Raw genomic sequence first — 15,948 nt, forward strand, 5'->3', positions numbered from 1 at the left:
CATTTTGTTCCGTTATTTAGACTTTCAAAATTTGCGGGCAAGAAAAACGTCAGAGCTTCTGAAGCTGGCGATCATGCAACCGCCCGAGCAGGATAAGAGCCAGGATCGCGCCGGACAACGCCCAGGCCATATCCGACTGGGTATCCCAAACATACCCCTGGGTGCCCAGAAAAGCCTCGGCGGCTTCGTCGCTGAGTAAGGCCACCCACCATTCGATCAACTCATAGAAGGCACTCAATGCCAGACAGAAACAGACGATGAAAAATGCAGCCCAGCGAGGGCCGGAGAATACGTCGAATCGAATGACCAGTTCCCTGGCGACCATTGCCGGTATAAAACCCTGCGCCAGGTGGCCGAGCTTGTCGTAATTATTGCGCTGCCAATCAAACCAGTCCCGAAACCAGTCAAACAGAGGCACTTCCGCATAGGTATAGTGCCCCCCAACCATCAGGATGACGGCATGGATCAGAATCAGGAAATAGACCAGCGGCGTCAGCGGATAACGGAAGAAACACCAGACAACCAGTGCAAATCCGATGACCGCGGGCAGAACCTCAAGTACCCAGGTCGCCCGATCCTTCGGCCCGATGGCAGACCAGACAAAGACTGAAAGAAAGACAACCACCCAGACTGCGGGCGCAAATCGTTGGTTCATAGGTTTCCTTTTATCCGAAACTACCCAGACGCCTCGGCGCGCAGGAAGTGGCCGTATCCGGGTTCTCTGCCCAATGCAGGTTCCACCTCACCATCCGTTACTGCAGCTCGGCCGTTGATCAACACCTCTCTGACACATCCAGACACCCGGTTCACCATTCGCTCCAGCCCGAAGTTTTCCATTTCGGCCCATTCGACCTGTTCCAGATCCTGATCAAGGCCACGGGGGTCCAGTACCGTTATATCAGCCCGGTCTCCTTCCCTTATATGACCCGCATCAACCCCCAGCCAATCTGCCTGCTCTCCCGTCAGCCTGTGTACGGCACGTTCCAGCGACATAACTGGCTCACCGTCTTCATGGCTTTCACGGACCAGCTTGAGAAACCGTAACGGCAGATTGTAAAAAGCCATATTCCGGATGTGGGCGCCGGCATCGGAAAAGGTGATCAGGGCACCGGGATTGGCGACCATTTTCCGGAGCCGATCCTTTCTGTGGTTACCTACCGTGGTGAACCAGCGCAGCGAACGGCCATGGGCAACCACCATATCGAGAAAGAAATCGACCACATGGATGCCACGGTCAGCGGCAAGCTCTGCAAAGTTTCGCCCGACCACGGTTTTATCCGGGCAATCGAGAATCACAGCATCGCCGAAATCCCTCTGCCACACCCGGGGCGACAGCTTTTCCTTGTAGAATTTCCGGAACTTCCGGCGGTATTCCTCGTCTTTCAGAAGCTCATTGCGCTCGAGTTGGTCGCGGATATCGAGGGCCATCTCACCGGCACCGAATTCCTCAAACAGCACGATATCCATGCCATCGGCGTAGACCGTGAACGGCGTTGGTAGCAGCTGCCACCGAAAGTTGCCGCCAAAGCTGTTGGCCAGCCACCCCACCAGGCTTGCCATGGGTTTGACCGTGGGATTGCCTTTCAAATCGATCATGGCAATCAGGGTGGTTTTCAGGGGCTTTCTCAACCAACCCAGGGTCTCTTTCAAATACTGGGTTACCTGAAGGGGATTCGCCGCATTGGGTGCGCCCTGGTGCACCCGCCCGTAACGACGCAGAAGGGCATTCAGACGGCTGACCTCACGCCAGCGGGCGTAGGTACTTGGCAGACTCTTGGACCACTCCCGGTCACCATCCACCTTGTCCCATTTCAGGCACATGGTGGAAAGCCCAAGAAAGCCTTCCTGCAGGGCTTCCTCAAGCAGACGTTCCATTTTTCGCTGCTCCTCTGCTGTCGGAGTCACGCCCCGGTCGGTGGCGCGATGCAGACCCATGACTGCCGTCCGCAGATCACTGTGACCGAGAAAGCTGATGACATTGGGCCCCAGTGGGTGCCCGTCCATGAACTCCACCCACTCTTTGGGTGTCTGCCAGGACTTGTGCTGTTCCAGGATAGGCAGCACTTTCTCTCGGGGCACGGTTTCAACCCGGGTGAAAATATCCGAGGCGTCTTCCGCATCGGAGCACACCATGCTCAGGGAACAGCTGCCGATAAGCACTGTGGTGACACCGTGACGCACAGATTCAGACAGAGAGGGCGCTACCAGCAACTCAGCATCGTAGTGGGTATGGGTATCGAGAAATCCCGGCGTTACCCAGCAACCGCTGGCGTCGATCGTGCGAGTGGCCAGACCGGTGTCAGGCTGTTCATCAAATATCCGGGCAATCCGGCCTTCTTTGATGCCCACGTGGGCTATGCGGGAGGGACCGCCGGTACCATCGAAATAACGACCACCGACAATAAGAGTATCGAACTGGTTCACCTCGCCAGGCTCCTTTTTGTTGTTTTATGTCGTCAGTCTAGCCAGCAGAACGTGATATGTCCTCTCATATTAGTGGGCGGGCCCTGCAATACGGGCCATTAACGAACCCTGATTCTGCTGCCGTCTTCAAGTTGGCGATCAGGGTGGCGCACCACTCTATCCGAGTCTGCCAGCCCCTCCTGAATCACCGTTTGAAATCCATTGGTACGCCCTACCGACACGTTGGTCAGGACCGCCCTGTCATCGACCACGCGGAACACCTGATGCTGCCCGTCACCGATGAAGATCGCGGATTCCGGAAGCTGCAGGACATTGTCTGACTGCCATAGCAGAAATTCGGCGTCCACACGGTAACCGTCACCGAGGCTCTGCCACGCTTCGGGGGGACTGGTAATGTCCGCAACCACCTGAACCCGCCTTTCCTCGACCCCCAGGGCCGATACGTCTTCAAAGCCCACCGGCTCAACCCGCCGGACTCTGGCATCAAGACTGCCCCCGCCCCACCCAGTCAATCGTACACGTACCCCAGGGCTCAGCTTGACCGCATCGAAACTGAGCACGTCCACGACCACTTCCAGAGCGCCGGGATCACCCAACTCAAGGATGGGCTCACCCGCCTGGATGACGCCTTCACTTTTGCGGGCAACGCCCAGTACAGAACCATTGACCGGCGACCGGATTGGCACTCTCTCCATGTTGCCATTGCCAGTCTCCCGGGCCGCCGATACCTCCAGACGAGTCCTTGCTGCGGCCAGCTCATGGGCCATCACCTCCTCATCAAAACGGGCCGACCGAAGGATTGCCTGGGCCCGGTCTGCGGCCGCCCGGGCCTGCTGTAACCGTTCATCGGACACGAAGTGGTCATCGCTGAGAGCCTGCAATCGCGACAGCTCGCGGATTGCCAGATCGGCTTCCGCTTCGGCTGCCGCCACTTTCTGGCGCGTTGAATTCAGAGCGGAACGAGCTGATTGCACTTTTGCTTCCGCTTCAGCCCGGCTTCTGGCATCCAGGGTACTTGCCGGCATCGGATCCACTTCGGTAAGCAGCTCGCCTGGTATAACGGTATCCCCCACTTCCAGAGGTACCCGATGCAGGTAGCCCGCCACCGGGGAAGACACAACGTAACGATCCCGGACGCGTGTTCTGCCCTCTTCCTTGATGGTGATTTCCAGAGGACCACGGCTCACGGGCGCCAGATCGACCCACACGGGCTCCGGACGGATCGTATACACCAGTGTCGCCAGTGCGAGCAGCGCAAATACGCCCCAGAACAGCCATTTTCCAGAAAACCCTTTTACCGTCATGATATTCACTCACCCCCTGCTTCCAGATGCTTTTATTCCCGGGTTTTCAGCACGGCAACCAGATCCAGCGCTTTCAGGCGCCACCACGCAATCACTCCGGACGCCATCGCTGACACCACCACGACCATCGCAGAAATTGCCAGTGTCTGGCTGGTGATGGTCAGAGGTACCCGGTAGAGCTCTGTCTGCATGGCCGTAACAATGGCCAATGCCAGTCCCTGCCCGATCAACCAACCCAGCGGCACACCCAGCATGATCAGCAACGCCACCTCGCCGAGCAGTATGTGCGCAACTTCGTTATGGGTGTATCCCAGCACCCGGAGACTGGCCAGTTCTCTACCCTTTTCGGCCAGGGATATCCTGATGGTATTGTAAACAACGCCGAATGCGATGATGCCGCCCATCAGGCTGTTGAAGAAAGTGAACGTCAGGAAGGTCTTGGCCAGGGTGTCATAGAAGCTGTCCAGCATGGCCTGGCGAATGCTGAGCCCCAGAACACCGGGCGTTTCCCTCAGACTGTCATAGATCTCGCCGGCTCTTTCCGGATCAAGATTAATCATGGCCTGATTGATCAGGGGGCCGTCGCCCAGAGCCCGGTTGAGAGCATCCAGGTTCATGTAGGCACCCACACCGAGAAATTCACTCGTAATGCCTGCAACAGGCACCGGAATCGTCCGTCTATCACCCTCCAGCACTTCCAGTTGGACAATGTCCCCGGGAGTAACGCCCAGCTCTTCGGCGAGAAAATCCGTCAGCAACAAGCCTTCCTTTGGCAACTGGACCCGCGCCAGATTGCTGTCCACAACGAACTGGAGTCTTGCATCCGAGGGGATGCCGGTTACGGCGCTGCGCCACTGACGGTGACCAAACGTGAGCCGCGCCGGCACCAGTCGTTTTCCCTCGACATAGAGAATACCGGGCTGTCGCTGAAGCGTGTAAATAGCGGAGCTGTTGACCGGATCTATGAACGCCGCCGCCAGATCCTGTTGCTGCACCCGCGCAAACTGGGTGTGAACCATCAGGGACACAGAATCAAACTGAAAATTGCCCACCATCACGATGGCGGTTGCCATCGCAATGCCACTCATTGAGAGCAGGGTTCGACCGGGACGTCGATCCAGCTGACGCACAATCATTCTCGACGGCTGAGAGAAACGAATACCGGAGAGCAGCTTCTCGGCACCGGCAATCCGGTACCTTGCCGGCCCCTCTGGTCTCATGGCCTCGGCCGGGGGCAAGGCCGCGGCTTGACGAATTGCCCTCCAGGCCCCTGCCCAGGCCACCAGTATCGTCAACAGGCCAAGCAACACCAACCAACCCGGATGAATACGGAACAACAGCCCCGGAAAACGGTAGTAATCCATGTAGAGCTCCGCCAGCCCCCGACCTAGCCAAAATCCAAGTGCGAGCCCCACCGCCAGACCAATCACCGCAATCAGTATCACCAGTTTGCTGTAGTGCCAGGCAATCTGTCGGTTGCCGTATCCAAAGGCCTTGAGCACCGCGATGATATCCCGCTGGGTACTGATTAAACGGCTGATGACGACATGCAGAAGAAACATGGCGACCGACATGAAAATCAGGGGAAACACCGTCGCCATGGTCTTCAACTGGTCCAGTTCGTCACTGAGGAACCTGTGCGAGAACTGATGCTCCCTGCCATAGGCGCCTGTCGCCCCGTACCTGGCCAGGGACCGGTCCAGATGATCAATCACTGTGGCATCCGACATGTTGGATCGCAGGGTCACCACAAGGCTGTTGAAGGCCCCGACCATATCAAACCCCGCAGCCAACGCTTCCCTGTTCATCCACAGCACGCCATAACGCTCATAGTCCGGCAGCATCCCCCCCGGGGGAATCACATAAATAAACTCCGGCGATTCGACAATACCGGTCAGGACCAGCGACTGGCGCCTGCCATTGATGATGCCCGTAAACCGGTCACCGGGGGACAGATCGTGGGCTTCGGCAAAGCTTCCGATGGCCACGACCTCCTGGTTGCGTCCCGCCATCGGCAGTCGTCCCTCACGGATGAAAAGCCGGTTGATATCAGGTTGCGTGTTCGGTGGCAGTGACACCAGGCGGGCCGACACGGGATCCGTATATCCGGGCATCTCAAGCTTGGCGATGCCCTCAACCCGGCCTTCGGCGCGGGCCACCCCGGGGATCTTCGAAATCTCCTGCAGGACATGACGCGGGGCACGTTTGACGGCTGCAAACACTTCGGCAAACCGGTGCTGCTCGTAGTACTGCGCGCGCGTCTCCATAAGAGAGGAATAGTTCAGAACGGACATGACACACACGGCTACACCACCGGCGATCACCAGAGCGATGGCCACCACCTGGCCACGCAATTGCCAGAGTTCGCGCCGCAGTTTGATGTTGAGTGCGTTTCTGCCCATCAACTTACCTGCTCAGTCTTTTCACCATGACAGGGTCCGGGGATCCTGGCGCTCAGAATTGCGGTGTTCGCCGCTGATGTTGCCATCGGAAAGGGTTATGACCCTGTCGCCCATGGCCGCGATCGAAGCGTTGTGGGTGATAATAACCGTCGTGGTACCGGTCTCCCGGTTTGCCGTCGCCAGCGCCTCAAGGACCAGCACGCCAGTGGCTGAATCAAGCGCTCCCGTGGGTTCATCACAAAGCAGCACAGCCGGACGCTTGGCGACAGCCCGGGCAATGGCAACTCGCTGCTGCTCACCACCCGACAACTGAGCGGGAAAGTGATCAATGCGCGCTTGCAGGCCCACCAGGGCAAGAGCCTCCTCGGGCGCCATGGGGTTGGATGCAATCTCGGTAACCGCCGCCACGTTTTCACGGGCAGTCAGGCTCGGAATCAGGTTGTAGAACTGAAATACAAAACCGACGTGTTCCCGGCGATAACGGGTCAGTTCCCGATCGCCGGCCTTGCTGAGGTCTATATCCCGGTAGCGGACCTCCCCGGAGGTGGGAACGTCCAGCCCACCCAGGATGTTGAGGAGCGTGGATTTACCCGAACCGGAGGCGCCAAGCATGACGACAAGTTCACCGCCAAAAAGGTCCAGATCGACGCCACGTAGCGCATGCACCTGAACCTCGCCCTGATCGTAAGTCTTGGTCAGCCCTCGGGTATGAAACACTGGCAGTTCTGAACTGCCTGCCGTCCCTGGTTTCACTGTGTCAGTCAGTCTTCGGCACAGTCGACACAGACCGTGGTATAGGGCAGCACCTGCAAACGGCGCGGGTCGATGGCTTCGCCGCAGGATTCACACTCGTCGCCCACACCGCTCTCGATACGCGCAAGGGCGTGTTCAATCTGCACCAACTCTGCACGGGTTTCCGTTTCGAGCGAGTCGACCACCTCGTCATTCTGGGTCTGGGTAGCCTGTTCCTCGAAATCCTTGTCCAGCGCACCAGCCTCCCGGTGCTGATGGGCTTCATAGCGGGAAAGTCGGGCCGTCAGGTCTGCCTTCAAGGTTTCCAGTTCGGATTTCCGGTCAGTCATGTGGTGCCTCCTGCCTTGCCGGGAAAACATTCTCTTACAGTAAAGCATAAGCTGAACCCGGGATTGATGCTTGTCAAAATTGCGTCACGCCGGCTGAGGCAGAATGGAACTCCATCGATTCTTCATGCAAAGGAGTTGTGACCATGAACACTGAGCTTTTTGAAAAAGCGACCCGACTGAACGAGACCCTGGTTGAGCAGTTCGGAAAGGCCGCGGAAATGCAGATGAACGCCTTCCGCCTCTATGCCGATGTCACCATGGAGCAGGCCAAAAAGGTGTCTGAAGTCCGTGATCTGGAAGGCCTGAAAAGCCTTACTGGCGATCAGGCGGAAACTTTGAAATCCCTGAGCGAGCAGTTCACGGCAGACTGGAAAGCCTGGCAGGACTACTTCAATGAAAGCCGGGAGCAGATTCAGAAGGTGTTCGAAAAAGCGCCGGAAGAAGTCACCAAGGCCAGCCCGAAAGCTGCCAAATAGGGGATACCCATGTTCGGTCTGGATACGCTCGGGAAAGCGGTTGGTCAGCTCGTCAACGTTTTTGAAACGAACGTCCGCCAGGGACAGCAGCAATTGGAGAAATTGCTGGGGGACGCTGGCGTCCTGGATGATGCAACCCTCTCCACGATCACGGAAATGTCTGACGCTTACCGGACAATGGCCGAGGATCTTCTTCTCCATCCGCTCCGGTTCGCCGGCGCGGAGCTGGATCTGGCCCGCAAACATGCTGCGCTGGGGTCTTACACCCTCGCCCGGCTGATGGGTAAGGACAAGAAGCCCGTTGTGGAACCCGAACCCGATGACCGGCGCTTCCAGGCCGAAGACTGGCACAAGCATCTGCCGTTTGATGTGCTTCACCAGGCGTACCTGATCAATTCCCGCACGTTCCTGAACTGGGTAGCCGGCATGGAAGGGTTGCCCCAGGCCGGGCGGGATCAGATGCTGTTCTACGCCCGGCAACTGACCAGCGCGCTGTCACCGTCCAATTTCCCGGCCACCAACCCGGAAGTGCTTCGGATTACCTGGGAACGCAAGGGGATGAACCTGGTCGACGGTGGGCGTCAGCTCATCGAAGATCTGCGCCAGAACCCATCCCTCTTCAATGTTGGCATGACGGATCGCTCCGCCTTCGAGGTTGGGCGTAACCTGGCAACCACGCCGGGCAAGGTGGTCTTCCAGAACGAACTGATGCAGCTGATCCAGTACTCGCCAACAACCGAAACCGTCAGCAAACGCCCCTTGCTGATTGTGCCGCCCTGGATCAACAAGTATTACATCCTGGACCTGACGGCCAGGAACTCCTTTATTCAGTGGTTAGTGAACCAGGGGCAGACCGTTTTCATTATCTCGTGGCGCAATCCTGGCCCTTCCCTTCGGGACAAAGGCTGGGAAGACTATATGGAGCTCGGGCCGCTGGCTGCCATGGAGGCTGTAACCGAAGCCACCGGCGAAGAACAGATGAACGTGATCGGTTACTGTATCGGTGGCACCCTGCTGGGCTCAACACTGGCCTGGCTGAAGAAAAAAGGCCGCGATCCGGTAGCCAGCGCCACCTATCTGACCACCCTGCTGGACTTCTCGGATCCGGGTGGAATCGGGGTGTTTATCAACGATCACTCGATCCGGGGCATTGAGAGAATGCTTGAACGCAAGGGCTACCTCGACGGCCGTGCCATGGCGTTCACATTCAATCTGCTGCGGGAAAACGAGTTGTTCTGGTCGTTCTGGACCAATAACTACCTCAAAGGCGAGAAGCCTGCGGCGTTTGACCTGCTGTACTGGAACACCGATGGCACCAATCTGCCTGCACGCATGCACAGTTACTATCTGCGCCAGATGTACCTGAATAACCGGTTGGTGCAACCGGATTCCCTGAACCTGCTCGGGGAATCCATCAACCTGTCCGAGATCGAGGTGCCCTCGTTCTTCCTGTCTGCCCGGCAGGACCACATCGCCAAATGGAAAACAACTTATAAGGGAGCCCTGGCCCACGGCGGCGATGTCCGCTTTGTGCTCTCCGGCTCAGGCCATATCGCTGGCGTGATTAACCCGCCCTACAAGGAAAAGTACGGCTACTGGACCAACGACAGACTGGTGCCGGACGCAGACGCCTGGTTCGAGCAATCCGAACACCATCCGGGCTCCTGGTGGCCCCACTGGCTTGAGTGGATCGGGCGCTTTTCCGATGGAGACGTACCGGCCCGAGTACCTGGAGAAGGCAAATTGCCCGCCATTGAAAATGCTCCGGGTAGCTATGTGAAGGTCAAGGCAGCCGATGCTGCTAAACAGTAACCCAAACGCTTTACCTCTAAAGGCAAGAACAAGACGCCCGACCCAAAAACGACAAAAACCAGGAGTGACCATGGGGCGACCGCTACCGATATCCCGCATCATGCACAGCGGTCTTCTGTTGCGTTGCCCTCCGCAAACGTCCATCGCGGAGGCGGCCGCGCGTATGGCTGAAAACTCGGTCAGTTCGATTCTGATTTCCGAGAATGACAAGGTTATCGGCATCTGGACCGAACGGGATGCCCTGACCGTCGATTTCTCCAGACCGGAAAGCTTTGAGCGACCGGTCAGTTCCGTTATGAGTGCCCCGGTGCTGACACTCCCCTGCGACATGGATGCTGGCGAAGCCGCACTGCGTTTCCGGGAAACCGGCAAACGCCATTTTCTGATCGTCGATGAGTCCGGCACCCCGTCCGGCATTCTTTCCCAGACTGACCTAGCCCTGAATCAGGGGCTGGAACCCTACCTGCGCTTGCGGGAAGTAAGTACTGCGATTACCCACCCCCCGCTCGTCACTGATGGCAAGCTGCCACTCTCCGAAGTGGCTGCGATCATGCACCGTCAGCAGGCAGATGCCATCGTGGTGGATTGCCACGACGGCGGTCTCGGGATCCTGACCGAGCGGGATATTGTGCGCCTGATTGCACGTAATACCGGCAACGCATTGGCTTCTGATCTCGCCACCCGGCCGCTGTTAACCGTTGGCGAGTCGGACCCGTTGATTCACGCCAGGGACCTGCTGATCAACCACCGGATTCGCCATCTGGCAGTGATCAATAGCCAGGGAGAGGTGACCGGTCTGATTGGCTACAACGATATGCTTGCTGGCGCCGAACAGATGTATCTGGACGATTTGCGAAACGCTCTTGAGCAGAGAGACCGCGCCCTTGCCCAGTCCCGAAAGACTCTCCAGTTGGCAGAGCGAGTCATCGAGTCTTCTTTCGAGGGCATTATGGTAACGGACAGGAACGTGAACATTGAGTTCGTTAACCCTGCATTCACGCACCTGACCGGCTACAGCCAGGACGAAGTTATCGGCAAAACGCCGCAGATTCTCTCGTCAGGACGACACGACACCGAGTTCTACCAGCGGATGTGGAACTCTCTGGTTACCCATGGCTATTGGCGGGGTGAAATCTGGAACCGGCGCAAAACCGGAGAACTCTACCTCGAGCTGCTGACAATCACCGCCATTACCGACAACGAGGGTAACACCACCCACTACGCCGGCCTGTTCACCGATATCACCCAGAACAGGAAAAATGAGGATCAGATTCGCCAGCTGGCTTATTACGACGCGCTTACCGGCATTCCGAACCGACGCTTGCTTGAAGACCGACTGGAGCACGCTATTCGGCATGCCCACCGACGATCCTCACTGCTTGCCGTCATGTTTATGGACCTGGATCATTTCAAAAACGTGAACGACCAACTTGGTCACGCCGCAGGCGACGAACTGCTGCTTCAGTTCACGAGTCGGGTCCAGAGCTGTCTGCGTGAGGACGATACCCTTGCCCGATTGGGTGGGGACGAATTTATTGTCCTGCTGCCCGATCTGGAGCATGTTGAAGATGCCTATCGGGTTGCGGAACGCCTGATTGCCCAGAACCAGGAACCCTATCGCATAGATGGCACGACTCAGCGTGTAGGTTCGAGCATTGGCATCAGCCTTTACCCCCAGGATGGCTCGACGGCATCCGAGCTGCTGCAAGGTGCGGACATCGCCATGTACCGGGCCAAGCAGGACGGTCGCAATCTGTTCCGGCTGTTCACCCCCGAGGTTGCTGCGGGCGCCTGATCTCGCCCCGCCTTTGCCATTGTGGCACTATAGCCCGCTCGAAGAATGGCGGAGAATCCCCCGATGTTTTATACCACCCTTGCGGCGATTGCGGTTGCCATGATCCTTTTTGCCTGGCTGGGACTCAGGGCCCGACTTGCAGACGGCGGCCTGGATGATTACGTAACAGCGCGGAACAGCCAGGGGGCCAGGGCCCTGGGACTCTCTTTTCTTGCCTCCGGCATGGGTGGCTGGATTCTATTTGCACCGCCTGAGGTAGGTGCACTGGTCGGGCCTTTGGCGCTGGCAGGCTATGCCCTGGGTGCCGCCCTGCCGTTCATTGTGTTCGCCTTCTGTGGCCCAGCCATCCGCCGATTCCTGCCCGAGGGACGCAGTATCGGCGAGTTCGCCAACGCCTGCTATGGCAATGGCGTGCGCCGCTATGTCTCAATGATCTCGGTACTCTACATGCTCTGCTTCCTGACCGCGGAGCTCACCGCCATCGGTGCCATTACCGCGCTGCTCTCCGGCATAGACGGTGGCATTGTGGTTATTGGCGTGGCGGTCACCACACTGATATACACGGCCGTCGGCGGCCTCCGGGCAAGCATCGTCACCGATCAGTGGCAGGCATTATTACTGATCGGCTTGCTCGCCATTGTCAGTTTCGTCGCCCTGGGCAAACTCCCGGACGCAACACCCGCCGCCCTGCCGGACATACCAACTTCTGCATCTCTGAGCGTGGCGCTGACGTTGGTAATCGCGGTAACCGCCGCCAACCTGTTCCACCAGGGATACTGGCAACGATTGTGGTCAGCCCGTGACACCGGTGCCCTCAGTCGTGGGGCTCTGCTAGGCGGCGCAGTCACCATCGGCGTTGTCGCCGTAGTGGGCGGGCTCGGAATCCTGGCCGCCATGAGTGGCGCCGACCTGGGCAGCCCTCCAATTCCGTTCTTTGCCTTGCTCGCTGATGCTCCGGCATGGCTTGCTTTACCGGCTCTTATTCTGGCCATCACCCTGGTCGCTTCGTCGGTGGATACCCTGCAGAACGCGCTTGCTTCCCTGGCGGTTACCGAGAAACAGGGCCTGTCCATAATCAGCGCCCGTTGGTTCACTGTGCTGCTGATGATTCCGGTCGTTCTGGTAGCGCTTCAGGGCATTTCCGTACTACGGCTGTTTCTGATCGCCGACCTGCTGTGCGCCACGGCGGTGCTGCCGGTGCTGATGGGGCTTTGGAGAAAGATGACCACTCGGGCGGCGATTCTGGGCTGCCTGGCAGGGCTTTTCGGAGCGATTCTGCCAGGCTGGATTTCCGGTGGCAGCCTGATGGCAGGTCTGGAAGCTGCGAGTTTTCCGGGCAGCATTCCGACCCTTATGCCATTCGTTGGAGCCCTTGCAGGCTCCGGCCTGGTGAGTCTCGCGATTGCGGTTGTGACCCCGAAACGCTAGGCGGAGGTTATGCTGTCCAGTCGGTTAACTGGACAGCAATTCAATCGGGTACCTGATCTTGGTCTGGTCGACGCCCGGCCGCGCCCCGAAATCCACCAGCCTCAACCGGTTACAGATCTTGTTCTCGAGCGCCGGCTCATTCAGCGTTGATTCAACCACTGAGCAACTGGACACCGCACCGTTAGGTTCGATGACCAATTCCGGTGTGATACTCCCCTGGAGCGAAGGCTTCCGTCGCAGCTCCCGGTTGTAGATGCTGTATATTGCCGATTTGTTGGCGTCCATGGTTCGACGCAACTCTTCCTTGCTTCGGGTTCGGGCGGCGGTCTCCTGCTTTTCCTTTCGGGCAGCTTCTTTCACTGCGGCAACCCGCTCTGTCTCCGCAACCTCTGCGCGCTCGCGCTCAGCAAGCGCAACCTGACGAGCCTCCCGGTTCAGAGCCTCTTCGTTGACACCACTGCTCCGGGTATTTTCCGTAGCACGGGTTGCGAGCGTATCGCCGGTTTTCCGCGCAATTGGTTCAGCAGTCTTCGCTACCGGCCCATCAAGCTTGACCGACTCTGCCAGGGAGCTGAGTTTTGACAGCTCGTTCCCCATCGCGAGAATACCGGTGTTCTTGGCCTTTTCCCGGGCTTTGGCCACCTCCTCAGGTTTCGGTTCCGGCTTGGGCTCAGGTTCTTCTGCTACCTGTGGTTCCGGCTCAGGTTCCGGAACCACCGGCTTTGGAATGGGCTCCGGTTCGGGCTCAGGCTTCGCCTGCTCCACGGGCTTTTCCTCGGGTTTCGGTGGTTCTGGCTCAGGCTCGGGCACAACCGGTTTTGGCGGTTCCTTTTTCTCGATGATCAGTTTGGCGAGTTGGGGTGGCAAGGCCTCCTGTTCCTCACGGTCCCGCTCTGGCAGTTCTATCCAACTGACATAGCCTGCAAAAGCCAGGAACAAAGGCACCACAACAACGGCTGCGGCAAGCAGCCGCTTTCGCTCACCGCGTTCCTGATTCCAGGGCAATCCATACCGGTAATCCATAAGACTCAGGCTCCCTGTTCCGTACGCTGATTAACCGCCAGGGAAATGCTGGCATAACCGGCGTCCACACAGGTGGACATGATTTTCTTGAGCAGCTCGTAAGGAAGTTCCCGGTCCGCAAGAATGGTAATCGGACGCCCTGCATCCGGCGCTGGCGCCGACGACCGGCTGGCCTGGTAGTCGAGCTCCTGCTTCAGGGATGGCTCAACCTGCCCGTCGAAGGTCTGGAAGGCGTCGCGTTTTACCACCAGTCGACCATTGACCAGAATATCCCTGTCGGTCACCGTTAATGCCAATACATCACCCGGGGGTTGTTGGGCAGTCGAATCGGGCAATTTGATGGTGCTGTTCTGGTTGAGTACCTGCACGTCAGACGAAGAGTTCACCATCAGGAAGAACACGAGGATGGTAAAAATATCCATCAGCGACACCAGGTTCATTTTTCCCTGGCTTTTGTTGCGCCGGTAATGACGCTTCAGACGGCGGGCTTTCGCGGATTCTTTCATGAACTCACCTCCGCGGAGCCCGAGGCCTGGGCAGGCGCATCTCCGAGGGAGATTTCGGGGAACAGCTCCGCCTCTACAACACTCCCAGCCACTACGGCTTCATAGGAGCGCACCGTATCCATCACGGAAACCAGGGACTGATAGGAGGTCTGGCGGGACGGCATGATGATCACATCCTTCTTGTCCGGCACCCGACTCTTGATCTCTTTCATGACATCCTTGAGCAGAGCAAAATCATACTCGCCCTCACGTCGGGGTATGTCCTTGATGACGCCGCCCTGGTTATCTGCAACAACCAGCCGATCTTCATAGATCACAACCTGGATCTGCAGTTCTTCGGCCTGCTCTGCCGACAGGCTCTCGCCGGTCGGGAAGTTGAGTTCCAGAACGCTGGTGTGGGCAAACACCATGTTCAGCAGCAGTACCGGCACCAGCACAATCATGAGATTCATGAAGGGCGTGATGTCGAGATCTGCCTCACTTTGTAGGCGACGATGCTTCCGTCTCATGGCCTGACATCCTTCTGGCTGGTTATCAGGCCGGGCTACCGGCCGGTGTCGCTACCTGTGCCGGCGCAGCGGCAGTCTGACCCTGAGTTTGTGCACCGGACTTATTGCCGGAGCCATCGCTGAGAAGGTTCAGAACCTTGATGCCGGCCATTTCGAAGCTATCAACAATCTCGTTGGTCTTGGTCTGCAGCAGCGAATGGATCAGGAGCATCGGAATGGCTGACATCAGGCCAAACGCCGTGGTGTTCATGGCGACCGAGATACTCTGGGACAAGAGGCTTGCTTTCTGGGCCGGATCCGCTGCGGCTACTGCGGTAAAGGCGGCAATCAGACCGATGATGGTACCAAGCAGGCCCAGCAGCGTGGCAATGTTGGCCAGCGTTGCCAAATACTGTGTGCGCTTTTCCAGCCGGGGCATAACATCCAGCAGCCCCTCTTCCATGGCGTATTCGATCTCTTCGCGACCCTGGCGGCGGGCCAGACGCTGGAGGCCGAAGCCAATCATGGTGGACATGGCACTACCGGACTCCTGAGTGTAATTCAGTGCGCCCTTCAGATCGCGCTTTGCAATCATCTGGTGGAGGCGGTTGAAATCCCGACGGTTGGTCAGTTTCTGGGCGGAAAGGTAGACGTAACGTTCAATGGCAACAATGAGTCCGATGATCAGCACAACGGCGATCGGAAACATAAAAAAGCCACCTTCCTGGAAGAAGCGAACGGCGGTATCGATCATTTTCTGGGCACTCCATGGTCCGGTTTTCAAATCAGTCTATGCGCGTCCTGCCCCTGTGCGGGTAAGTTCGCGAAAGTCTGTGTGAGGGTTTGTTTAATCTTGCGCAGGTACACACACAGGATGTGACAGGCATCACATCCTATTCCCCGGTTTCTGCCTGATTCTGTTTGATAAACGCCTGGTGGTAGCTGATGAACCGCTGAAATTCATAGCGCTCCAGCGGCGTGAGGCCCTGGTCGACCATCAGGCGTTCTTCCGGCGCTCGCAACTCGTCGACTTGCGGTGGCTGCCAGGGCACCAGATACATCACAGTAGGCACTTCCTGGTCACCACGGATGCGGGTGCCTTCCATGGTTACAACACCCGGGGCGTCCTGGGCATACAGCATAGGCGCTGCAGGCAGCAGCGCGGACGCAGCCAGAGTGAGCAATACGAGACGTTTCATATCACCTTC

15 protein-coding genes are annotated in these 15,948 nt (G+C 58.0%); 4 read left to right on the forward strand and 11 right to left on the reverse strand.

Translation table 11 applies throughout. The features are described 5' to 3' along the window. Positions 1–49: 49 nt before the first annotated feature. The 6 genes from NUW46_RS11895 to NUW46_RS11920 form a co-directional block, all read right to left on the reverse strand. Positions 50–655, reverse strand: coding sequence for a DUF2238 domain-containing protein (locus tag NUW46_RS11895; RefSeq protein WP_418140188.1), 606 nt, complete (start codon positions 653–655; stop codon positions 50–52). Between the two features lie 20 nt (positions 656–675). Continuing rightward, positions 676–2,424 carry an N-acyl-D-amino-acid deacylase family protein gene (locus NUW46_RS11900; RefSeq protein ID WP_418140189.1) on the reverse strand — a complete coding sequence of 583 codons (1,749 nt, stop codon included), beginning with the start codon at positions 2,422–2,424 and terminating at the stop codon, positions 676–678. 98 nt (positions 2,425–2,522) lie between these two features. Further along, complete coding sequence (locus NUW46_RS11905) at positions 2,523–3,728, reverse strand: efflux RND transporter periplasmic adaptor subunit (protein ID WP_418142033.1); 1,206 nt, start codon at positions 3,726–3,728, stop codon at positions 2,523–2,525. Positions 3,729–3,760: 32 nt separating this feature from the next. Beyond that, positions 3,761–6,130: an ABC transporter permease gene (locus NUW46_RS11910; RefSeq protein WP_418140190.1), complete on the reverse strand. Its 2,370-nt coding sequence runs from the start codon at positions 6,128–6,130 to the stop codon at positions 3,761–3,763. A gap of 21 nt (positions 6,131–6,151) precedes the next feature. Next, positions 6,152–6,853, reverse strand: coding sequence for an ABC transporter ATP-binding protein (locus NUW46_RS11915; RefSeq protein WP_319823023.1), 702 nt, complete (start codon positions 6,851–6,853; stop codon positions 6,152–6,154). A gap of 38 nt (positions 6,854–6,891) precedes the next feature. After that, positions 6,892–7,212, reverse strand: a complete 321-nt coding sequence (locus tag NUW46_RS11920) for a TraR/DksA family transcriptional regulator (RefSeq protein ID WP_305967191.1) — start codon at positions 7,210–7,212, stop codon at positions 6,892–6,894. A gap of 143 nt (positions 7,213–7,355) precedes the next feature. Here NUW46_RS11920 and NUW46_RS11925 point away from each other — a divergent pair, with 143 nt between their 5' ends. The 4 genes from NUW46_RS11925 to NUW46_RS11940 all read left to right on the forward strand — a co-directional run bounded on the left by NUW46_RS11925 (position 7,356) and on the right by NUW46_RS11940 (position 12,723). Then, on the forward strand, positions 7,356–7,688 hold the full coding sequence (locus tag NUW46_RS11925; RefSeq protein WP_418140191.1) for a phasin family protein: 333 nt from the start codon (positions 7,356–7,358) through the stop codon (positions 7,686–7,688). A 9-nt stretch (positions 7,689–7,697) separates the two neighbouring features. Continuing rightward, positions 7,698–9,500 (forward strand): PHA/PHB synthase family protein, encoded by a 1,803-nt coding sequence (locus NUW46_RS11930; protein WP_418140192.1) that lies wholly within the window; start codon positions 7,698–7,700, stop codon positions 9,498–9,500. A 70-nt stretch (positions 9,501–9,570) separates the two neighbouring features. Beyond that, positions 9,571–11,295 (forward strand): diguanylate cyclase domain-containing protein, encoded by a 1,725-nt coding sequence (locus NUW46_RS11935; protein WP_418140193.1) that lies wholly within the window; start codon positions 9,571–9,573, stop codon positions 11,293–11,295. Between the two features lie 63 nt (positions 11,296–11,358). After that, complete coding sequence (locus NUW46_RS11940) at positions 11,359–12,723, forward strand: sodium:solute symporter family transporter (protein ID WP_349342974.1); 1,365 nt, start codon at positions 11,359–11,361, stop codon at positions 12,721–12,723. 24 nt (positions 12,724–12,747) lie between these two features. Here NUW46_RS11940 and NUW46_RS11945 read toward each other — a convergent pair whose 3' ends face one another. The 5 genes from NUW46_RS11945 to NUW46_RS11965 all read right to left on the reverse strand — a co-directional run bounded on the left by NUW46_RS11945 (position 12,748) and on the right by NUW46_RS11965 (position 15,939). Beyond that, positions 12,748–13,746 (reverse strand): AgmX/PglI C-terminal domain-containing protein, encoded by a 999-nt coding sequence (locus NUW46_RS11945; RefSeq protein WP_069183337.1) that lies wholly within the window; start codon positions 13,744–13,746, stop codon positions 12,748–12,750. A 5-nt stretch (positions 13,747–13,751) separates the two neighbouring features. Then, complete coding sequence (locus NUW46_RS11950) at positions 13,752–14,252, reverse strand: ExbD/TolR family protein (RefSeq protein WP_064228964.1); 501 nt, start codon at positions 14,250–14,252, stop codon at positions 13,752–13,754. Then, positions 14,249–14,761 (reverse strand): ExbD/TolR family protein, encoded by a 513-nt coding sequence (locus NUW46_RS11955; protein ID WP_023009970.1) that lies wholly within the window; start codon positions 14,759–14,761, stop codon positions 14,249–14,251. Before NUW46_RS11955 ends, NUW46_RS11950 begins: the two co-directional genes overlap by 4 nt. 25 nt (positions 14,762–14,786) lie before the next feature. Then, positions 14,787–15,494 (reverse strand): MotA/TolQ/ExbB proton channel family protein, encoded by a 708-nt coding sequence (locus NUW46_RS11960; protein WP_069183336.1) that lies wholly within the window; start codon positions 15,492–15,494, stop codon positions 14,787–14,789. A gap of 139 nt (positions 15,495–15,633) precedes the next feature. Next, on the reverse strand, positions 15,634–15,939 hold the full coding sequence (locus tag NUW46_RS11965) for a hypothetical protein (protein WP_418140194.1): 306 nt from the start codon (positions 15,937–15,939) through the stop codon (positions 15,634–15,636). Between the last annotated feature and the right edge of the window lie 9 nt (positions 15,940–15,948).

It is taken from the genome of Marinobacter sp. MA (genome assembly GCF_048298425.1).
Classification (GTDB): domain Bacteria; phylum Pseudomonadota; class Gammaproteobacteria; order Pseudomonadales; family Oleiphilaceae; genus Marinobacter; species Marinobacter salsuginis.